At 55.5% G+C, this 20,800-nt stretch carries 22 protein-coding genes; 12 read left to right on the forward strand and 10 right to left on the reverse strand.

Annotated features, from left to right (window positions below; translation table 11 throughout):
• Positions 1-29 precede the first annotated feature (29 nt).
• The 8 genes from CEE69_RS23500 to CEE69_RS23545 form a co-directional block, all read right to left on the reverse strand.
• On the reverse strand, positions 30-2,066 hold the full coding sequence (locus tag CEE69_RS23500) for a flagellin (RefSeq protein WP_099263086.1): 2,037 nt from the start codon (positions 2,064-2,066) through the stop codon (positions 30-32).
• Positions 2,067-2,433: 367 nt separating this feature from the next.
• The gene (locus tag CEE69_RS23510) at positions 2,434-4,989 is read right to left on the reverse strand and encodes a right-handed parallel beta-helix repeat-containing protein (protein WP_099263087.1); all 2,556 of its coding nucleotides are present in this window, start codon (positions 4,987-4,989) and stop codon (positions 2,434-2,436) included.
• Between the two features lie 102 nt (positions 4,990-5,091).
• A complete protein-coding gene (locus tag CEE69_RS23515; protein WP_099263043.1) occupies positions 5,092-6,111 on the reverse strand; it encodes an amidohydrolase family protein in 1,020 nt (339 codons plus the stop codon).
• Positions 6,112-6,680: 569 nt separating this feature from the next.
• Positions 6,681-7,163, reverse strand: a complete 483-nt coding sequence (locus tag CEE69_RS23525) for a pyridoxamine 5'-phosphate oxidase family protein (RefSeq protein WP_099263089.1) — start codon at positions 7,161-7,163, stop codon at positions 6,681-6,683.
• 162 nt (positions 7,164-7,325) lie between these two features.
• Complete coding sequence (locus CEE69_RS23530; protein ID WP_099263044.1) at positions 7,326-7,598, reverse strand: GlsB/YeaQ/YmgE family stress response membrane protein; 273 nt, start codon at positions 7,596-7,598, stop codon at positions 7,326-7,328.
• Positions 7,599-7,683: 85 nt separating this feature from the next.
• The gene (gene dps, locus CEE69_RS23535) at positions 7,684-8,172 is read right to left on the reverse strand and encodes a DNA starvation/stationary phase protection protein Dps (RefSeq protein ID WP_099263045.1); all 489 of its coding nucleotides are present in this window, start codon (positions 8,170-8,172) and stop codon (positions 7,684-7,686) included.
• Between the two features lie 70 nt (positions 8,173-8,242).
• Positions 8,243-9,049, reverse strand: a complete 807-nt coding sequence (locus CEE69_RS23540; RefSeq protein ID WP_099263046.1) for an SDR family oxidoreductase — start codon at positions 9,047-9,049, stop codon at positions 8,243-8,245.
• Between the two features lie 70 nt (positions 9,050-9,119).
• Positions 9,120-9,338, reverse strand: a complete 219-nt coding sequence (locus tag CEE69_RS23545; protein ID WP_099263047.1) for a hypervirulence associated TUDOR domain-containing protein — start codon at positions 9,336-9,338, stop codon at positions 9,120-9,122.
• A gap of 250 nt (positions 9,339-9,588) precedes the next feature.
• Between CEE69_RS23545 and CEE69_RS23555 the strand changes: the two genes are divergently transcribed.
• The 5 genes from CEE69_RS23555 (at position 9,589) to CEE69_RS23575 (ending at position 11,687) form a co-directional block, all read left to right on the forward strand.
• Positions 9,589-9,771, forward strand: coding sequence for a zinc ribbon domain-containing protein (locus CEE69_RS23555; RefSeq protein ID WP_099263090.1), 183 nt, complete (start codon positions 9,589-9,591; stop codon positions 9,769-9,771).
• Complete coding sequence (locus CEE69_RS23560; RefSeq protein WP_099263049.1) at positions 9,768-9,986, forward strand: hypothetical protein; 219 nt, start codon at positions 9,768-9,770, stop codon at positions 9,984-9,986. The genes CEE69_RS23555 and CEE69_RS23560 overlap by 4 nt, the downstream gene beginning before the upstream one ends.
• Positions 9,987-10,073: 87 nt before the next feature.
• A complete protein-coding gene (locus tag CEE69_RS23565) occupies positions 10,074-10,571 on the forward strand; it encodes a nucleoside deaminase (protein WP_233215562.1) in 498 nt (165 codons plus the stop codon).
• The gene (locus CEE69_RS23570; RefSeq protein ID WP_233215563.1) at positions 10,561-11,034 is read left to right on the forward strand and encodes a response regulator; all 474 of its coding nucleotides are present in this window, start codon (positions 10,561-10,563) and stop codon (positions 11,032-11,034) included. Before CEE69_RS23565 ends, CEE69_RS23570 begins: the two co-directional genes overlap by 11 nt.
• A 32-nt stretch (positions 11,035-11,066) precedes the next feature.
• The gene (locus CEE69_RS23575; protein ID WP_099263050.1) at positions 11,067-11,687 is read left to right on the forward strand and encodes a DedA family protein; all 621 of its coding nucleotides are present in this window, start codon (positions 11,067-11,069) and stop codon (positions 11,685-11,687) included.
• A 30-nt stretch (positions 11,688-11,717) separates the two neighbouring features.
• Here CEE69_RS23575 and CEE69_RS23580 read toward each other — a convergent pair whose 3' ends face one another.
• A complete protein-coding gene (locus tag CEE69_RS23580) occupies positions 11,718-12,236 on the reverse strand; it encodes an MgtC/SapB family protein (RefSeq protein ID WP_099263051.1) in 519 nt (172 codons plus the stop codon).
• A 210-nt stretch (positions 12,237-12,446) separates the two neighbouring features.
• Here CEE69_RS23580 and coxB point away from each other — a divergent pair, with 210 nt between their 5' ends.
• The 6 genes from coxB (at position 12,447) to CEE69_RS23610 (ending at position 18,530) form a co-directional block, all read left to right on the forward strand.
• Positions 12,447-13,379, forward strand: a complete 933-nt coding sequence (gene coxB / locus CEE69_RS23585; RefSeq protein ID WP_099263052.1) for a cytochrome c oxidase subunit II — start codon at positions 12,447-12,449, stop codon at positions 13,377-13,379.
• Positions 13,376-15,877, forward strand: coding sequence for a cytochrome c oxidase subunit I (gene ctaD / locus CEE69_RS23590; protein WP_099263053.1), 2,502 nt, complete (start codon positions 13,376-13,378; stop codon positions 15,875-15,877). Before coxB ends, ctaD begins: the two co-directional genes overlap by 4 nt.
• Before the next feature lie 11 nt (positions 15,878-15,888).
• Complete coding sequence (locus CEE69_RS23595) at positions 15,889-16,290, forward strand: transmembrane prediction (protein ID WP_199169931.1); 402 nt, start codon at positions 15,889-15,891, stop codon at positions 16,288-16,290.
• A complete protein-coding gene (locus CEE69_RS23600) occupies positions 16,290-16,961 on the forward strand; it encodes a cytochrome c oxidase assembly protein (protein ID WP_099263054.1) in 672 nt (223 codons plus the stop codon). The genes CEE69_RS23595 and CEE69_RS23600 overlap by 1 nt, the downstream gene beginning before the upstream one ends.
• Positions 16,962-17,003: 42 nt before the next feature.
• Positions 17,004-18,098, forward strand: a complete 1,095-nt coding sequence (locus CEE69_RS23605; RefSeq protein ID WP_099263055.1) for a c-type cytochrome — start codon at positions 17,004-17,006, stop codon at positions 18,096-18,098.
• A gap of 87 nt (positions 18,099-18,185) precedes the next feature.
• The gene (locus CEE69_RS23610) at positions 18,186-18,530 is read left to right on the forward strand and encodes a DUF3140 domain-containing protein (RefSeq protein ID WP_233215564.1); all 345 of its coding nucleotides are present in this window, start codon (positions 18,186-18,188) and stop codon (positions 18,528-18,530) included.
• Between the two features lie 81 nt (positions 18,531-18,611).
• Here the strand turns inward: CEE69_RS23610 and CEE69_RS23615 are convergent, their stop codons facing one another.
• On the reverse strand, positions 18,612-19,514 hold the full coding sequence (locus tag CEE69_RS23615; protein WP_099263057.1) for an SDR family oxidoreductase: 903 nt from the start codon (positions 19,512-19,514) through the stop codon (positions 18,612-18,614).
• A 246-nt stretch (positions 19,515-19,760) separates the two neighbouring features.
• On the opposite strand from CEE69_RS23615, the gene CEE69_RS23620 reads away from it, so the two are divergent.
• Positions 19,761-20,747 carry an NAD(P)-dependent alcohol dehydrogenase gene (locus tag CEE69_RS23620; protein ID WP_099263058.1) on the forward strand — a complete coding sequence of 329 codons (987 nt, stop codon included), beginning with the start codon at positions 19,761-19,763 and terminating at the stop codon, positions 20,745-20,747.
• The last annotated feature ends 53 nt before the right edge of the window (positions 20,748-20,800 follow it).

Here is a 20,800-nt window from a genome sequence, read left to right on the forward strand (position 1 = left end):
GCTCAACGCTCGCCAAACTTGCGATCTCGCTAGCCCAATAGTGACAAAACGTTTCGCGGGTTTTGATTGGCCAGTGAAAGCACGTTGGTGCCTGATTGAACGAGTACCTGCGCGCGAGTCAGGTTGGCTGATTCTTGGGCGAAGTCGGCATCGCTGATGGATGACATCGCTTCTTGAAGGTTCGCTTTTGTTTCACTCAGCGAGACAAGGCTGCTTTGCAGGGTTGTGGTTTGGAACGATCCCAATCGCCCGCGCATGTTCGAGACTTTCTCCATGACCTCGTCGATGACCTTGGCCGCACCGTGAACATCGTTCGTCAGCGACATGGATTGTCCGCTGCCAAGCTCGTAAAGACGCCCCGCACTGCCGCCGAGTTTTCCTGTCGAGACACTTCCGATTCCAAGTGACGCTTGCTGCGTGCTGGTCGCACCCGGTCCAAGCTGGAACGTGGCTCCTCCGCCGGTGATGTTGAAGCTGAAATTGGTGCTGCTACCGTCTTCAACGGTGATGGACAGGTCCAACGTGGCGGTGTTGATCGCGAGTTTGTTTCCGCTTCCACCAGCCTTCACTCCGTTGACGGTTGCTTCGACGTCGCTTCCAAGGGCAAGCGTTTCACTCAGATTGCTTTCAAACGCGCCTCCGTCGCCTTCACCAATCACTTCGATTTCGACGGACTCCCCGCTGCCGTAGTCTTGGCTCGTGAAGTTGAGCCCATTCTCTGTGCTAGCAACCACCCCGATTGAATCGCTGACCAAGTTGACCGCGTCGGCAATTTGAAGAGCGGTCGCACCACCGGAGAACTGAAAGGTTTCGCTGCCCTTGCTTCCTTTCAGTTCGAAGATGAGATCTCCGTTTAGTTTGGGCTCGAAATTGGTGGTGTTAGGATTGAAATCATCCGCGGTCAGGTTCAGGCGTTGTGACGGTCCGGTGGTTTCTTCTCCATCGCTGTCGATCACCGTCGCGGTCAGTTCGGTGCCATCGGAAAGTGCCGGAATGTCGTTGACCAGCTGAGCAATGTCGACGAACCCTTTGGATGTCTCGTCGGTACCCAAAGCGATGTTAACGGTGTTGGTCTGTTCATCGTAGGACGCCGTGGTCGCGGATTGATCCGAGTCGGTATACGAGATCGCGATGTTGCCGCCGTCACTGCGCGCAACTTCGATCCCAGCGTGAACCGGCCGGACGACTCCTGTTTGCTGTGTATTCTCGAACGGCCCTCCCTCCCAATTGGCCTCGATGCCGGGCAGACTGTTGATCGCTGATGCACTGAAAGCGATGCTGTGCGGCTGATCATATGAGTCATAACGTAGCGTTAAAACGCCATCATTGATCGATGCTGCGGGAAGGCTGTTGAAGTTGCCGTCGTCGATGAATTGAACCGAGTCGAAATCGCCAGTGATACGGATACCACTGTCGTTCAGCACCGCATGATAGTACGTGTTGGTTTCGAGCTTGCTTGTCGCAACCGCATCACCATCCAGAGGCGGATCAAACGCGCCCGCATCGATGGCAATGTCTGCTTTCGTCGCAGCGGCCGCAACGTTGACTTCCACGTCCACGCTGCCCGCCGTGCCGAGATTCGCTTGGTCAATCGCGTAGTCAGCAACCCCAGGCGTGGTTGAGAGCGTGCTGACGTAGTCTTGCGAACCGTCGAGCAACTTTCGACCTTGAAAGGTGGTCGTTTGAGAGATCCGATTGATGGCCTCGAGCGACGAGTCGATCTGCAGTTGATTGGCAGCAATCTCAGCGTTTGAAAGCCCGCCGGTGTTGGCCGCTTCCACGACCAACCCGCGGATGTCATTGAGCAGGTTTCCGACTTGGCCGAGCGCTGCGTCGGCGGTACTGATGATCTGACTGGCACGTGTCGTGTTGCTAATCGCTTTGGTCAGTCCGGTGATCTCCGCCCGTAAAGCTCCGCTGGCCAAAACACCGGCTGGGTCTTCCGAACCTTTGTTGATTCGCAATCCCGTTGACAGACGCGTGAGCGACTGCTGCAAGTCGTTGTTGCTGGACGCCAAGCGATTTTGGGCGACCAACGACGAAACGTTGGTGTTGATACGGGTCATGGCAGCGTGAGCGAGGCGAGCCAATAGTTGTTGCGAGAATGACGACAATGAGTCGACAAACCATGACACGTTTCCAAGCGATGGCTGATGTCTCAACCTAGTTGTGCTTAAAAATTAGCGTGAAAGGCTCTCGCCTTCTGCCGCATCCAGTACAGCCGCATCAATCCGGTCAGGCAGCCCAAAATTCTTGATTGCATTTCGATTTTCGATCATGCACCCGTCAACGACGAGTTGAATGACGTAACTTCCGGATTTGCAGGTTGAAGCTGCCAACGAGTCCTCGCTGAACAGCGCCACGCTTTTCTGCAAATTCGCAAAGCGGTGAACGTCAACGGGCTCGGGTGCCGTTGGGCGACTGGATCATTGCTCACTCCTTACGAGTCAATTGCAGGTCGTCGAGAAGAACCACCGCATCGGTGTCCGCTTGGCTCACAAAACCCAACCAGTCGAGTTGGTTCCACTTGTCGCTCACGAGCGGCAACTGGTCAATCGTTTTCGTCGGCTGATTGGGGATCGATACCGAGACGCTCCAATCGCCCGCATCCTCTCCCAGTTTCGCAGTGACCGCGATCAGAATCCACTCGTTGATCGGGAGTTCCGTCAGAACGCGATTTGAAGAACGTAGCTTGCCGTTTTCAAACCACAGGCTGGGGCCAGTTCGGTAAGGGTGGCTGGAATCTCGCCACTCATGCTGGAACACAGAGTTCTCTCCCAGTCGGATCGCGAACTGGCAACTCGTCGTGCCTTCGCTGTGCTTGGGGCTGAGAGTCATCATCGGATAGTAACGATGCTTCTGACCGGGTGTGTCGGTGAACTGCAAGACCTTGGTCCCGCTTCTTGCCACCGGTGACTCGATCGCCTGGATTCCACCGAGTTCCGGCGTGACCGAAACGGATGAGCCAACCGGCCGATCGCCGAATTCAAAGTCTTCGCGAAAGGTGAGCGGCGGCGGGGGAGGTGCCTGACGCATTTCTGGCAACGGAAGCGACTTGGCGTGTTCTTTCCATGCTTCGTCACCATAGACGCCTGCTTGCGATGCATCGAATGGCTGGAAGCCAATCGTTTTCGCGACCGTTGGGTCTGCAAACCGGAAATCATCGCTCAACGGATCGACGAACAGCGGATCCGCAACGATTGAACTGTCGCTTGTATCGGCCTTTCCAAGCTCAACCGGCTTGCCCATTCGCCAATACAGGTTGCCACCAATTTCAACGCCGTCATCGCCCCAGTTGCCATGAAACAATTTCTCGGAATCCCACAGAACGATGTTCCGCTCGTAGGTGAAGGAAAGATGCTTTTCAACTCGAGTTCGCCGGATCTGGTATTCGCGACCGAATGCAAAGATGTTGTTGCGAATCACATTTTCGCGTCCGTAGTGCTGGTGATAGCCGCCGGACTTGGTGCGATAAACGAGGTTGTTTTCCAGCAAAATGCCGGTGCTGCCTTCGTCGTTGTACAGCCCCCAACCTCCGTATCCCCATGACTCGATGTCGTGAATTCGATTGCCTCGCAGCACGGTGCCCGGCGACGGCCCCAGTGTGTAGATGCCGCCCATGTCACTGAGCCAGCCTTTGCCGAGGTGGTGGATGTGGTTGTTTTCGATTCGAATTCCCGATGCCAGACTTCGATCGTATCCCCAACGCCAACCGACCGAGATGCCGGTGTAGTACATGTTCGAAATTTCGTTGTGCGTGACTTCGTTGTCAGCACTGTTGCCAATCCAAACGCCGACCGCACATGGAAAGAGATGCCCGGCATCGTAGATGACGTTGTTGTCGACAACGATGTCGTGAGTCCATTCGGATTCGTTCGATGCAATTCTTGTTTCACCAACACGCACTCCGCCTGCGCCCAAGTCGTGCACGAAGCACTGCCTCAGGAGGCCTCCCGTACAGCCCTTGCGGAACCAAATGCCATACCCACCGGTGTGACCAATCTCGCAATGATCGAACACGACGTTTTTCGTGCCGTCGATTTGCACCGCGGCCTCAATCGGAGAGGCCGCTTGGGATGGATCAAAGCCGGACCGCGGCGTGAGCATGCCGCAATGTCGGAACGCGATGCCGCGAAATTCCAGGCCTTCAACGAACTGATCGTTCGCCGCGTCGCCCTGGATCACAACCAGCTTCTCGCAGACGGGAACGATGAACTCAGCATCCTCCATCGATTCACCCGCACGAGGTTGGTAGCTGAGTGTTCCTCCCGATGCCAAGAAGAACTCACCCGGTTCGTCGAGTGCCGCGGCAAAATTTTCAAGGACGTAACCCGTGTTGCGTGTCAGCGGGTTCCAACTTTTCATCTTCCTCCCTGAGATGAACAGCTGGCCGTTCTTCGCATCGGCGCTCTCAAGAAATCGGCGGGTGGTATCCCATTTGTGAAACGCCAGGATTTGGACGTCACGAATCTCTTCCGGAGTGAGTCCTTCCAGGCTGGCAATGTCTTCTGGACGTACTGAGATTGTCTGTCGAGCACGCCTGCCGCCGTCAATCGGTTGTTCTCGGCATCCAACCATGTAGTGAAAAAAATTGTCCGGTTCGCGTGCTCTCACAGCCCGCTTCCCGTTGACCCACATCTGTTCGAAACGCCATTCCGGCGGAAGCTGCGTCGTCCAGGTGCTTCCTTCGCCTTCGGACCAGTGAGCTGAAATCAGACGACCTCCTGAGATCACCGGGTTTGTCCCAGGTGCGGCTTCGTAAGTCACGTTTCCATCGCCGACTTCAAACGTCAACGGCTGAGTGATTTCATAGCGACCATTTCCTACGAGAACACGAGCGGATTCACTTGGTCGATCAATCCGGAGTTTGCGGATCGCGTCGCGGGCTTCGGTCAGGGATCGAAAGGGGCGGGGCTCACTTCCGTCACCACCAGCAGTCGCATCAGCGGCGACGTGGAGATCCCAATCGCTGTACGCGATATTCGACATGGTCAGAAGGGCCAGCAACAGGCAGGCAGTTGTCTTCATACAAAATATTTGAATGGGAGATGGGCCAAGAACGGGAAGGGCGGCGGCAGCCGCACCAGCATGCTAGTCAACGACGCCTTTTTGAAGATCTTCTCGCGGCTTCCACTTGTAGGCCGCGAGGGAGTTCTTCCAGAAGTACTTTTCCTGGAGCTCACGTGGTTTATCAGCAAAGTATTCTTTCGCGATGCCCACAACTTCATCCAAAGGAGCCGCTCGGTCGCTGTTGGGCCAGTCGCTGCCAAAGAGGATTCGATCGTCTCCAAACACCTCGATCAGTCGATCCAGTCCTGGACGATGCACCTCCAGATCTTTCACGATCTTGCCTGAGACGCGATGAATCAAGCCCGAGAGTTTGACAAAGACATTCGTTCGATGGTGCAAGTCTTTCAGAACGTTGTCGTAAGCCACTTGGTTGGCGGCGGTTGGTTCCAATCGTGGCAGGTGATCGATGACGATGCGCAAGTCTGGCAGACGTTCGTTCAGCTTCACGACCGCTTCCAGCAATCGCACGGATGGGTTGGCAACATCCAGCGAAAGATCGAGATCCACCATCAAACGCATCCCTTTCATGAACACGTCGTCCTCGATCATCTTCGTCAGATCGTAGCCCCACAGGGTTCCGTAGCGGATGCCTCGAAACAGAGGGTTCTTCGCATGTCGAACGAGAAGTTCACCAAAGTCCGGTTTCTCTGGCCGTAGATTGCCGACCAGTCCCAGCATCATGTCGTCGGGCTGCATGACTTGCAGTGCCCACAGATTGTCTTCCACCCACGGACTGGCTTCGACCTTGATTGCACCAGTGATTCCCAGCGGAACAGCAAGTTTGCGATAGTCAGCCGGCAGGGCGGTGGTGGGAGAATCGCCGCCGGGACCAACGTAGGGTGCACCCTGTGGACGCGTTGCGTCAAAGAGATGGATATGGCAATCAATGATGGGAATCGGTTCTTCTTTGGGACTCGGTGCCGCAATCAGGGGTTTCGTCATCGCCGCCGCTCCCACGACTACGGTTCCCTTCATGAATCCACGCCGGGTTGTGTGTTCGTCGGATGGGACCGAACGATCGGAGAAGGATTCACCACTCATGCTGTTCCTGGTCTATGTAGAGGTCGTGCAGTTTTAAAGTGCCGTGATCGTGACGTCCTGCGAACCTCGCCCTTTGGCAACGGGCGAGTCGATTGTGTTGTAGGTTGGCCACTCTTGGCCGACATCCGCAACTTGGACGGGCAGGAGTGCCTTTTTGTACCCCACATCTTTTGGGAGCCGCTTGCGTTGGGAATACAAGCGGTTTAAGGCTAAACATCCCTTGCCGAGGAATCATTAGTGTTTGATTAGCGGCGATTAGTGTTCCCTTGACCGCTCTGGTGGAACACTAATCCACTCTGATCGGACACTAATCTTTGGTGTTTCGAGATGTGGGGTATAAAAAGGCAGGAGTGCCCATCCTACATCCTACATGCGTTGAAACCTCATTGACGGCTCAACCTCTTGATTCGAAAGGAGCATGGGGGGCTGTCCCATGGGGTGGAACTTGGTGTGCGGTTGTGTTTGGCTTAGCTTCCTGAATCTGGAGGACACGTATCATACAAAAAGAGCACGATGAATCATCATCGCGCTCTTTTGATTGATCTCTCTGTGAATCTTTGACGCTATCTTCAAAGCGAGACGGTGGCGTTGATGTCTTTGTCGGTCTCGGCTCGTTCGCCTTGGACATAAGCCTTGCCCGCGCTCAGCAGATACTTGATCCCGGTGAAGCCGCTGTTGTCCCAATACTCTCCACGTTCCGGCTCAACGCGAAGCAAGGTGATGTTTGGATCGTTCTTGCCTTCTGGGAACCAAACCTTCCAAGCTTCCTTCCAAAGTTGATCCAGCTTGGCGCGATCATCGGTGACTCGGCACTTGCCGGCGAGCGTGACAAACTTGTTGGAACCCTGCATTGTCACGGCCACGTCGCGGTCCAACATCAGCTCGGCGATCTTGCCAGAGTTCCGATTGGTAACGAACCACACTTGGCCGTCGTCAGTGGCTTCCGCGATCGCCATAGGGCGAGCGTCCAAACCGCCGTCATCTGCCTTCGTAATCAGCATCGCGGTATCAAAGTCTTGAATGAGTTCGATCAGCTTTTTATGAGTATTCATTTTCGTACCTTTTGATGGAGTCGATTTGCGAACGGGATCAAAGAGACGCAAACGAGGGGCCAAAGAGGGCTTGTCGAGCAAGTCCACAAAAAAAGGCGTGAGGCGTGAACCTCTCGCTTTTTGCTTTGGTGCATTCGTCGAATGCTCTGATTGACGTTTCAATCAGTGTGTATGGGTTTGCGGTGGTGTGTGATTTACCCGCAGTGCGATGGCCAGCACGGCAACGGCACCGACGATGGAACCGATCCAGCCAGATGCTTGCATCGCCGAACCGCCAAACAGCAGGTAGGCAATGAAGCCACCGACGAATGAGCCGACAACGCCAAGCAGAGTGGTCTTGATCAGTCCCAGGTCCTGACGACCGGGATAAATCAAACGGGCGATGGCACCGACGATCAGTCCGAAAACGATCCAGCCAATGATTGGAATCAACATCTCTATTTTCTCTCTTTAAGGGTTCGGTGGTTTGTTTGAATTCGGGAGAAATCCGGTTGCGGATGAGACGCCCAATTCAAATTGGTCAAGCTTCCTGGGCTTGAAGCATCCAAAGATGCTTTTCAAGCTCGCCCGAGATTGCGATCAGCATGTCTTCGCTGATCGCGTCCAGGTCACCGAGTCGCTCGATGGCAGACCGAAGCGAGTCGATGACTTGCTTGACCGCATCGGCGACTCGTGAAATTGTTTCTGAGACTTTGACGAAGCCAGCTGGGTAGGTCTCAACCTTGCTGTCCGCGTCGACAGTCGAAACACGGCCATCAGCGGAGACACCGAGGGTCACGATACGCTCGGCCACTTCGTCGCTGCCTGCACGCACGGTTTCGATGATTTCATCGAGTTGCAAGTGAATGCTGCGGAAGTTCGGGCCAACAACGTTCCAGTGGGCTTGCTTCATCAGCAAGGCAAGGTCGATCAAGTTGGTCAGGTTTTCCTGCAGAATGGCAGTGACTTCGGAAGTCGTCTCGTCCTGCAGAATGTCCCGTTTGAATTGAGTTGCGGTCGTGGTAGACATCTTTCGCTCTCGTTGGTAAGTAGTTGCGGCGTTGACGCCGCGCGTTAGTTAGTCGTTCGATTCTTGGTGGCTATTGAGCCAGGTAATCTTCGCGGAAGGCAGTTGCTGCGAGCGGTGCGGCGGCTTCGAATCCGCCGTCGATCGGCCAGCGAGCGCCGGTGACAAAGCCTGCTTGATCACCAACCAGAAAGTTGATGACCGCAGCGACTTCATCGGGATGACCAACCCGGCGAACCGGGATCGCTTCCCGCGGCGAACTCTTTGCGTCATCCGCATCCATGTCATTCATTGGCGTTGCGATTTCGCCCGGCGCCACTGAGTTGACAGTGATGTTGAGCGGCGTTAGATCCAAAGCCAGGCACTTCACCAAGCCGCCCAGGGCGTGCTTGGTCATCGTGTACAGGGTATCGACCGGGCTAGCGATCGCTTCGTGAACGCTGGTGACGACAATGATTCGGCCATGCGTTGTTTTCGGTTCGCCTTCCAGGCCGCCGGGCAACATGTGACGCACTGCTCGCTGGATCGCTAGCGTGGCACCAATCGTATTGACGTTGAAGATCTTCTGAGCAGTTTCGACGTCGAGATCTGGCATCGTTTGATTGACCATCATCCCCGCGTTGTTGACGAATACGTCCAGGCCACCCAATTCATCAACCAACTCGTCAACAACAGGATTCGCGGTTTCGGGTGTTGATAGGTTTAGTTGCTTGATGACGCACGCACGACCTTCGGCTCGAACCATTTCAGCGGTCTGTTTTGCATCTTCTTCGCCATGGGCGTAGGTGATGCCGACGTCGTGTCCGGAGCGAGCCAGGGCAACCGCTGTTGCGCGGCCGATGCCGGTGCTGCCACCGGTGATGATTGCTTTGCGATTCATGAAATTGTTTCCAGATGATGCGGATACGCGGTCGGAGTTCCACTGAGCTTTGAAAGCTTGGCGAAGTCGCTTATGCGTCCTTCAGTTCGCATTCGCTTTTCAAAACATGGTCGCCGTCTTCTTGCTCGATGTAGTACGCAGGTTCGTCGTCGCTGGCATTACGCGTGACGTCATTGCCTTTGATTGTTTTGGTCACCTTTTCTTTGAATGACTCCTTGATCTGCCCTTTGGCTGAGCCTCCGCCGTAGTTCCACTCGACGTATTGATTCACTTGGAATTTTTGGCTCATGGGTAATTCAGACCGTCTTGCGTGAAGTGGGTGGTTCATTTCGAGCTTCGATCCAATTGAGGAATGGAAGCGATTGAGAGGTGAAGCAAACGATGGGCCAAAACTCTCTCGTTGAGATTGGCTCACCAATTGCGGTTGAAAAGTCGGTGGCTCGATCGATTGATTTGGTTGGGCCACTTCCCGAGTTATTGAAGCGGGGATGTCGAAGCCGACAGTTCGTTACCAACTCATGACCCAATGGACACCAACCATGCCGGATTCCAAGCAAGACACCGCGCCTTTGAACAAGACTCCGTGCCCCAGTTGCGGGAAACATGTGGACGACCGCGTCCCCGCATGTCCGAATTGTGGGGAGAAGATCTACGTGGAGCACCCTGGTGGAATCACGCCTACTCGGCACGAACCATTGCCGGCCAATCAGCCCGAAAAATGAATTCCGAGCGTCGTAAGCAGGTGCGCGAGCGACTTGGCGTGTTGGAACCGTTGAGCGCCAGCCACAGTTCTTGCGGACAACCGGGGCTAACGCCCAAACGGCTAGCGGAATGGAATCCGACCAGTCCACGCGACCCGCTTGGCAACGAAGATTTCGATCGCAGTGCTCATGAACTGAATAATCCAATCGTCAGTGCGGTTTCCAGCGATCGGTGAACGTGCGATTTGAGCGCCTCGATCGGTTGCGGCATGACAGTTGCGTTCACTGCCTAATCGTATCCCCTCCTTTTAGTAGTCCCTGTTATGTCCAAGTCCCTCACTGTCACCAACGAAATGCTTTGTCTTTGGATGAAGGCTGTTGTCACCGTGACGATCGAGGGAGTGACTCAGGGAGAACACCCATTCGGTGCAGGTGTCTTCACCGAAAGTGGGAAGCAGATTGCGGTTACCTACAACCAAGTAGTTTCGCGATGCGACCCGACTGCTCACGCGGAGGTTCTCGCAATTGGGAAGGCTTCGAAGAAATTGGGCGAAGTGGATCTCTCCGGTTTGTGGCTTGTTTCCACCGGTGAACCCTGTCCGATGTGCCTTTCCGCGATTGGATTGGCCGGCATCGAGCGAGTTGCTTTCGGGGCGACTGCTGCGACGATCGAAACAGCAAACTTCAGCTCGATGGGATTGAAGGCCAGCGAGCTTGCAAAAGAGTTGTCTTTGCCGATGGAGTTGATCGGGGGCGTTCTGGAATACGATTGCTCGGCCTTGTTGCTCAATCATCAGAAGAAGGACCGGGATGATGGTTGAACTCAATGTCCAGCTTGCTGAAGAGTTGCCGCTGCCAACGATCGGCATGCGGAACGTCCTTGTTGTCGACGATGTTGCGGTGATGCGGACCATCCTGTCGCGTGTCTTGAAAGACCGGCAAGTGGACAGTGCTCAAGCTTCCGATGGTTCCGAAGCCTTCGACCTGTTGTCCAAACAGTCGTTTGATGCGGTCATCACTGACATCGAAATGCCAAATTGGACCGGCTTCGATTTGGTCGACGCGATGCGACGATCCAAGGATCAACGTATCGCCACGATGCCGGTGATCGTGACCAGCACGTTGGCAGACAAGTCCATTGCTCGAAAGGCACGACGTTACGTGGGGGTGTACTTCCTTCCGAAACCAATCTCAGTTTCGAGATTGAGTGTTACCTTGAAGATGATCGCGACCAGCCGTTGGTTGCACGAGCGATTCTCTGATGGACGACAAATCAGCTTCTAAGAACCATTCTCACCGATAAATCTTGATCAATCATGGAACAGTGGATCAAAACAATTCTGGAAGACTTTGGTGCCTTCGGTGTTGGTGCGCTCATGTTGATTGAGAACGTGTTCCCACCGATTCCGTCCGAACTTGTCATGCCGTGGGCGGGTTATTCCGTGAGCCAAGGGAATGCGTCATTCATTGTCGTGGTGATCGCTGGCAGCTTGGGTTCTTTCGCTGGAGCCTGGGCCTGGTACTGGCTTGCTCGCCGGATCGGAAAAGAACGTCTGGCAACTTGGGTGGATGATCATGGTGCATGGTTGACCATCAGCCGGGACGATATCAACAGAGTCGATCGTTGGTTTGAAAATTGGGGCGCGGCTGCCGTGTTGGGGTGTCGAATGATCCCGGGACTACGGACGCTGATCAGTGTTCCGGCCGGATTCGCGAATATGGCACCAGCAAAATTCTCGATCTACACCGCCATCGGGACGGTCGCTTGGACGGCATTGCTCACAAGCATCGGATTGTGGTTGGGCAAAAACTACAGCGATCTTGCCGGTCCGCTCAGCTGGGTGAGCTCGGGAGTGATCGCACTGATGTTCGCCATCTGGGTCTATCGGCTGGTTCGTCAGCATCGCGGGCAACGTCAGCAACCTTCCCATCATTAGCGGTCGCTAGCATGATGGAGCTGACCAGTCTCATTCAGCACGATCGTTGGGCTCATCACGGTCGTTTGGTGATGTCGCATCGCAGTTTCGGTTCAACCACCAAGCGATGCGATTCTCGACGAAGCCCACCGCGAGCAGCACGAACACGGCCGCGAGGGCGACACTCGTTGCCAGTGCGACTCGCTGGACAGCCGTCGCGACTCCGATTCCAGCGGTAAGGAAGATGCTCGCTGCTGTTGTCAGGCCTTCGACCTGTTCGCCCTTTTGGTGGACGATTGTTCCGGCACCTAGGAAGCTGATGCCCACGACGATCGCTTGCAGCACCCGAATTGGATCGGAACTGAGCATTGAATCCGGTTCCCGAAATTGGAAGTGATTCAGTGCTTCTTGGGCAAGCAGCATCATCATCGATGACCCTGCGCACACGAAGATGTGCGTCCGGATACCGGCGGGTTTGCGAGCGAATTCGCGTTCGATCCCGAGCAACGCGCCCAGGCCTCCCGCGGTAGCAATCGTCTGCAACTGAGATACATCGAGGCTGTCTAACATGGCCGTCCCACCGAAGCAAAATGCATGCCCGACGCGAGTGCCATTTGGCTATCTGGGTGGTTGTCGCTGTTGTGTCGAAATTTCGTGGCATGCGGGTTGCTCATCCGCGTGGCTGTAGGGCAAGCCAAATATAGGTCCATGTTGCCCGTGGTCCATTCGCCGGATCGATGGACGAATTGAGCGCCCGCTGAGCATTTACCAACCAAGCTGATGATCCCCAGTCCATCTCAGTCCGCTCTCGATCCCGCTGGCACTGGTGCCGATTCGATCGCGAGTCTGTTTTGGGTGATGGTCGTCGGCGGAATCCTGATTTGGTTGATCGTCGTTGGTTTAGCGATTTACGCGATCTTGGTTCCGGGGCGTCACGATCAAAAGACAACTCGACTGCTCGTGATCGGTGGTGGGGCGGTCTTTCCGACGATCGTTTTGACGGCTTTGCTGACCTACGGGCTGGCCATGTTGCCGGAATTGCAACGACCAGCGCCCGAAGGAAGTCAGGTGATCGAAGTGGCGGGAGTTCGATGGTGGTGGCGGGTTGTCTATCGACTGCCAAACGGCACGAAGGTGGAAACGGCTAATGAGATCCACTTGCCGGTGAACGAACCAGTCGAGTTCAAGCTGACGAGTGAAGACGTGATCCATGCGTTTTGGATTCCAGCTCTCGGCGGCAAAGTCGACATGATGCCCGGCCGCGAAAATCGTTTGAAGTTAGTGCCCAATCGCGTTGGAACCTATCGCGGTGTTTGTGCCGAATACTGTGGCGAGGCTCATACGCAAATGGCGTTTGATGTGATTGTTGAATCACGCGAAGACTATGACGCATGGCTGTCACGATTGAAGAAGCCAGTGGTGCAAGGATCAGAAGCGGCAAGCGAAGGAAGACAGATATTCGAGGCGGCCGGTTGTGGTGCCTGCCACGCGATTCGTGGGACATCGGCCGACGGGGTGGTGGGACCTGAACTCACACACTTTGGCAGTCGACGCAGCATCGGGGCGTCGGTGCTGCCGAACAATTCTGACAACTTGATTCGTTGGATTGCTGAGACACATCAAGTCAAACCCGGAGTGGAGATGCCCGCCTTTGAAACGCTGAGTCCTGACGAGTTGCGAGCGTTGTCTCTGTACTTGGGGGACTTGAAATGAACGACCCGCGAGCGGATCGATTGTTGAAGGCCTGGGAAACTCCCAAGGGATGGCGCTATTGGTCGGCAGTCAACAACAGCGAAGTCGGTTTGTGGTACACGCTCACCGCGTTCGCGTTTTTCTTGTTCGGCGGGGTGTTGGCGCTGATCATGCGGGTGCAATTGGCGGTGCCCGACAACGATTGGTTGACTCCCGACCAGTACAACCAAATCTTCACCATGCACGGCAGCGTGATGATGTTTTTGTTTGCGGTGCCAATCTTAGAAGCCATCTCGATCATGTTGCTTCCCGAGATGCTGGGCGCGCGAGACCTGCCGTTTCCGAGGTTGTCGGCGTACGGCTATTGGTGCTTTCTGATCGGCGGCGTGTTCGTGTGCGGTTCGCTGTTCTTTGGCGTTGGACCTCGCGGTGGTTGGTTCATGTATCCGCCGATGACGACGGAGTACCAAGACGGCATCGGGCCTGACATCTGGTTGCTGGGGCTTTCGTTCATCGAGATCGCATCGATTGCCGCAGCAGTTGAATTGATTGTTGGCGCATTGAAGTGCCGTCCGCCTGGCATGCGATTGAATCTGATCCCGCTTTACGCTTGGTACATCCTGGTGGTGGCGGTGATGATCCTGTTCGCGTTTCCGCCATTGATCGCCGGCGATCTGCTGATGGAACTGGAGCGGGCCATGGATTGGCCGTTCTTCGATGTCGAGCGGGGTGGAGACCCAATGCTGTGGCAGCACTTGTTTTGGATCTTTGGACACCCCGAGGTCTACATCGTTTTTCTGCCTTCCATCGCATTGGTCGCGATGATGGTTCCCACGTTCGCTCGCACGCCGATGGCTGGCTACGGGTGGATCGTGTTGGCCGCGGTGGGGACGGGGTTCCTGAGTTTCGGGTTGTGGGTGCATCACATGTTCACGACCGGATTGCCGGGGATCTCGATCGGGATCTTCTCCGCTGCGTCCGAGGCCGTGGCAATTCCGACCGGCGTGCAGATTTTCTGCTTCATCGCGACGCTGTTGGTTGGACGTGTTCAGCGCAACGTCTGTCTGAAATTCGTCCTGGCCGGGTTGGCGACGTTCATCATTGGCGGGCTGACAGGTGTGATGGTCGCGATCGCTCCGTTTGATTACCAAGCCCACGACACTTACTTCATCGTCGGACATTTGCACTACGTGTTGATCGGTGGCACGATCTTTCCAATCGTCGCCGGGTTCTATTACTACTACCCGTTTGTAACCGGCAAGCAACTTTCAGAGCGGTTGGGCAACATCACGTTTTGGTTGATGTTGATCGGATTCAATGTGGCGTTCTTTCCGATGCACATCGCGGGATTGTTGGGGATGCCTCGCCGCGTCTACACCTTCCCGGGTGGAATGGGGTTCGAAGGGCCCAACCTGATTTCGTCGATTGGTGCGTTTGCTTTGGGAACCGGTTTCCTGGTTCTGCTCTGGGATGTTTTTCGCCCCAAAGGCAAGCAGCCGTTGGTGCCGCGGAACGTTTGGAATGCGGGAACGCTGGAATGGAGCGGTGAGGTCCCGGACCAGCCCTGGGGGATTCGCTCGATTCCGATCATCAATTCGCGGTACCCGCTGTGGGAACAAGAGAACCTGCTGGCCGACATTGATGCCGGCAACTTCTATCTGCCCGATGCGGAGGAAGGACGACGAGAGACGTTGGTGACCAGTGCGGTGGATGCGGAGTTGATGCAGTGCTTGCGGGTTCCGGGACCATCGTTCTTGCCGTTTTGGGCGGCGGTGTTCACCGGTGGAGTCTTCATCTTTTCAACTTATCACTGGTGGATCCCGGCCGGTTGTTGCAGTGTGCTCTCGTTCGCGACCATCGTGACTTGGTTGTGGACCGGGACCGCGGAGATTCCTGAAAAGGAAACCAAGCCGGTTGGATTGGGCCAATCGTTGCCGCTGTATGTTTCAGGGCCTGCGGCGGTGGGTTGGTGGGCGATGTTCATCACAATGCTGGGCGACATGACAGCGTTCATTTCGCTGGTGTTTGGCTACTTCTTCTACTGGACCGTGCACGAAGACTTTCCGCCGGAACAATGGAACGGCGAACCGGTTGTTGGTGCCGGAACGATCTGGCCCTTGGTGTCCGTGGGGCTGGCCGTCGTCGCGTGGTGCGCGGTCGTGATGGCTCGTCGTCTGAATCGCGAGGATCATTCGGTCGGCTTTTATTCATCGAGTCTGTTGGCGGTCGCAGTGACCGTCGCGTCGGGTGCGGCACTTGTTTGGGGCCCGTATTCCAACGGCATGGATCCGACCGTGCACGTGTACAGCTCAACGACCGGCGTGTTGGTGTTGTGGACGGTGGTGCATTTAGCTCTTGGTGCCACGATGTTGGTTTACTGCATCGCCCGGCGTCTGTTTGGAAAGATGGATGCGAAGCATGATGCGGACATCGTCAACGTCACCTTGGGTTGGCACTTCCTTATGCTGACCGTTGCGATCACTGGGTCGGTGCTGGCTCTCTTTCCTTGGGTGGCCTGATGAGTGAGAGCATGAACCAGCAACCGGTACCACTTCATGATCACGGGCAACGACGCCCGATGAAGAAGCGTTTGTGGTGGATCGCGATCTCTCCCACGGTGTGGGCCATTCATTTCTTGGCGTGCTACATCACCGCTGCGGTCTGGTGCGAAAAGATCGGCGAGGGAAACCTTCGCCCTCTTCAGATATCCGTCGGGATCTACACGGCGATCGCCCTGCCAATGATCATCTGGGTTGGCTACTCGAGCTATCGCAACTTTCGACGCGGCGATCCACCTGTTCCGTTTGACTTTGACGATCCCACGGACCGAACGCACTTCTTTGGCTTCACCGCGTTCTTGCTGTCAGCACTGAGCGTCGTGGCGACTTTGTTCACCGTTTTGGTGTTCGTCTTGGTGGGGAGTTGTGACTGATGAAACTTTGGATGTGGAATCTCGGCTGGTTGGTGCTCGGACTTGCGTGGTTGGGGCCGTTGCCTGAACTCGCACAAGTCTCCTTTGCCGCTCACATGACGTTGCACATGGCGGTCGTAGCCGTTGCGTCTCCGTTGCTCGCGATCGCCGCCTCCGGGACGCGATTGGATCCTGTTCGGAAAGTGCCGAGTTTGTTTTCGCCGATCCCAGCTTCGGTGGGTGAGCTGTTGATCGTATGGGCGTGGCACGCGCCGGGGCTGCATCACTTTGCTCGTCACTCATTGCTGGGTTTCGTAATCGAGCAATCCATGTTTCTGGCGGCTGGAGTGTGGGTGTGGATCTCGGCGTTTGGAGGCTCGGCACCGCGTTCGCCATCTCGCAGCGGTGCGGGGGTGATTGGGTTGTTGCTGACTTCCATGCACATGACGTTGCTTGGTGCCTTGCTGACGCTTTCGCCGAGATTGCTCTATTCACACCATCATTCGGTGTGGCTGGAACCAATCACGGACCAACACCTTGGCGGAGCGGTGATGCTGGTGGTTGGCGGGATCGCATTCTTGGCCGGCGGTCTCTGGCTCACGAAGGATTTGGTCGGCGATGGCGAGAAGCTTTCGTCGCGACTTGCTCCTGCATCGTTCCAGCGACATTTCGGGAGTGCACCTCATGAATGATTCTGGATTTCACCTTTCAACGCAAATCGATGGTGCGGGCTCATGTTGTTGATTTGGAAGCGAGTCTTGATCGCGTGTTGCGTTTTGGGGATTCTGGGAACAGTTGTCTTGGTGAGCGGAGTGGTTCCGGTCAAGGCCAGCAGTGGTCACTGGCAGATCACACGTTGGTTTCTCAACTTCGCGAGCGACCGATCGGTGAGTTTTCACTCTCGTGGGACTCAGCCACCAGAAGACAGTGGCCTGATGGACGCGAGATTGGGAGCCGAGATCTATAAAACGAACTGCCGTTTCTGTCACGGTTTGCCGGGGCAAGAACAGCCGCCAGTTGCCAAGGGGATGACGCCGACACCACCGAGGCTGGACCGATCGCTGCTTGAGAAGGAACCGAGGGAGTTGCACTACATCATCCAGCACGGAATCAAGTTCGCTGGCATGCCCGCTTGGCCCGTTCCAACGCGAAGTGATGAGATCTGGCCGGTGGTCGCCCACCTGCGACAATCTTTGGAAGAGAATCGCGAAACCTTTGATACGGAACGATCAGAAAGCGACTTGGCGGCACTCGCGAAGTTGCCTGTCCTTCAAGCTTGCGTTGATTGTCATGGCGTGGACGGAGCCAGCCGTGCGGGCAAACAAGTTCCGCATCTGACCGGTCAAGGGGAAGGCTATCTCCGGCTGTCGTTACTTGCGTTCCGATCTTCCGAACGGAACAGTGGTGTGATGATGCCGGTGTGTCATGCTCTGACCGATCAAGAAGTGGATGCTCTATCCAAACACTATCACGAAACGGTTTCGACCAATATGCCTGCCAGTCTTGAAGCAGAGGTAGCGGATCACGCTGCGATTGAACGAGGCCGTAAGCTCGCGATGAATGGTGATCGGGGACGAAAGATACCTTCTTGTCAAAAGTGTCACGGACCGGATGCGGAGAACCGACGCGATGAATACCCGAACTTGGCGGGGCAGTCAAAGTGGTATCTGCAGCGACAATTGGAACTATTCCTGAAGCGAGCCCGATGTGGGGCTCAAACGGCACGCTTGATGCATCCCATCGCAGACAAGTTGTCCGAGCAGGAACGTTCTGATCTGGCAACCTTTTACGCTTCCCTGCAAACGCCCGACGAACGTCCGGGAAAATGAACTGGCCCATCGCTGATTTCATTCGGCTACCGCGAGGAAGACGTCTTGTTCTTTCACCACACACAGCCAGCAATGGAAGGTTTGATCATGGCCACCAGCCTATCGGAGAAGCAAGAAGAGATTTACGAAGAGTTCTATGACCTCGTGAACATGCAACCCAAAGAGATCGAGAATTGGTTGGAAACGGACGAGTCCAGATCAGTTGGTCAAACCAAAGAAGGCGATGATGAGTCCGTAGGTCGCCAGTCGGCTCGCAAGATCATCGAGATCAAACGCACCAACAAATCGGATCTCTCTGACGAACAAGTGGATCACATGCAAAAGGTTTGTGGCTACATCAAGCGGCATGTGGCACAAGAACCCGACGGCGATGTTTCAGGAACGGACTGGTGCTACAGCCTCAAGAATTGGGGCCATGATCCTTCGAAGTAAAGAAATGGGCAGGCCCACTGAATGGGTGAGCCTGCCTCGCGTTTTGGAGTAAGTCGGTAACATGTCTTTGTGCTGGCTGGATCACACGGGTGTGCGTCCGCCGGTGCATCCGAAGACTTCACCGGTCACGTAGCTCGCATCGGGGCTGGCCAACCAGACGTAGAGCGGTGCCAGTTCAATCGGTTGGGCAGGGCGTCCGAACAGACTGCTCCCCCCGAACTCTTTGAACTTGTCTTTGGGCATCGATCCTGGAATCAGTGGTGTCCAAACCGGGCCAGGTGCAACCGCGTTGACTCGCACTCCGTGGTCCATTGCCAATTTTGCCAGGCCTTTCGTCATGCCCAACAGGGCCGACTTCGTGGACGAGTATGGCAACAAGTAGGGCGAAGGATCATAGCCTTGGATCGAAGCCGTGTTGATGATGCTTCCGCCCGGTGGGAGATGTTTCATCACGGCTCGTGAGAGCCAGAATGGAGCGTAGACATTGGTTTTGAAGATGCGATCGAACAGTTCGGTCGAGAACTCGTCCACATCGTTGGCCGTTTCTTGGTAAGCCGCGTTGTTGACGAGAATATCGATCGCCCCGTGTTCTTGGTGGGTCTTTTCGATCAAATCATTGCAGAACGATTCCTCGCGAAGATCGCCGCGAATCACGGACACGTCGACGCCAGCTTGCTTGACGATTTCTGCCGTTTGATTCGCATCCGCGTCTTCGGAGAGATAATTGATCGCGACGTTCGCACCTTCTCGGGCGTAGCAAATTGCTATCGCGCGACCAATGCCGCTGTCCGCGCCGGTGATCAATGCAGTCAGGCCTTTCAACTTGCCCGATCCCTCGTAGCTTTCCTCGCCGTGATCGGGCTGCGGTTTCATTTTCTCGCTGCTGCCCGGCATCTTCATCGCTTCTTGATCTTTGAAGGGCGGCCTCGCATACGCTTGTCTCGGATCGACCAACTGAACGCGTTCATCGGTAGCGGTGGACATCTAAAATCTCCGTTTTTACTGGGTATATCTGCGTCGAAGTTTGGGAAGGCATCGCGCCGGTGACGCGAGGATTGATCGTTGCAAACAATGTTCCGAATGATCATCCGAAGCCTCACCCGGAGAATGCCTGTGACTAATTTCCGCGAGTCCGGAACACCAATTGCTTTGCATTGTCAACAAGCAGCTCGAAAGCTCGCGAATTGCGAGCATTGAGATCCAATTGAAACATCGCAAAACGAGGTCGTCATGAGTGCGTCAGCAACCGAAAAGAAGTGTGAGACGATGAATGCAGTCGTCTACGATGACTATGGCAGTCCGAACGTGTTGCACTCGGGCGTCGTTCCGCTGCCCGACCGACTGCCCGGTCAGGTTCTGATCGATGTCCGAGCGTCGAGCGTGAACCCGATCGACTACCGAATTCGCAGTGGTGAGATGAAAGGGTTGCTGCCGGGCGGGTTCCCTCGCGTTCCCGGCTACGACGTCGCGGGAATCATCGCCGATTGCGCGTCCGACGGGCCCTTTGAAGTGGGCGATCGGGTGATCGCGTTTCTCGATACCATGCGAGGTGGTGCGAGTGCCGATTTCGCGGTCGCCGCCGTAGACGTGACCGCAGCGATCCCCGACTCCCTGAGTTTCAACGAAGCGGCAGCGATTCCCTTGGCCGGAACAACCGCCCTGCAATCACTTCGCTATCATGGAAACATCGCAGAGGGAAAACGCGTTCTGATCAACGGAGCGAGTGGCGGAGTTGGAATGTTCGCGGTCCAGATTGCCAAGGCATTCAACTGCCATGTCGATGCGGTCGCGAGTGGCGACAACGAGGAATTCTGTCGATCGCTCGGCGCGGACCACTTTTACAATTACGAAACGACGGACTTCACCGAATCGGAAGAGCGTTGGGATCTCATTTTTGACGCGGCAGGGAAATCGGGATTCTGGGACGTCAAGAAAGTGCTCAACGACGGCGGACGCTATGTCTCGACCGAACCCGACGCGAAAGGCATGTTGATGACTCTGGTAACTTGGCCGATGTCCAAATCAGGAACGGTGATGTTGGCAAAGCCCAACGCGGACGATCTGCGGACGCTGATCGAAATGCGAGAGAAAGGACAACTGCAAATCACGATCGATGCGATTTACCCCTTCTCCCAATTGAGTCAAGCTCACCAGCATGTCGAGAACGGCGTGGAACGAGGCAAAGTCGTTCTGACAGCTGATGGCAGCGGCCTATGATTTCAAGCCGATCCAACGCCTAGCGGATTGTTAATGTGAGCAAGTTCACAACG

The sequence above is a fragment of the Rhodopirellula bahusiensis genome, assembly GCF_002727185.1.
Taxonomy (GTDB): Bacteria; Planctomycetota; Planctomycetia; order Pirellulales; family Pirellulaceae; genus Rhodopirellula; species Rhodopirellula bahusiensis.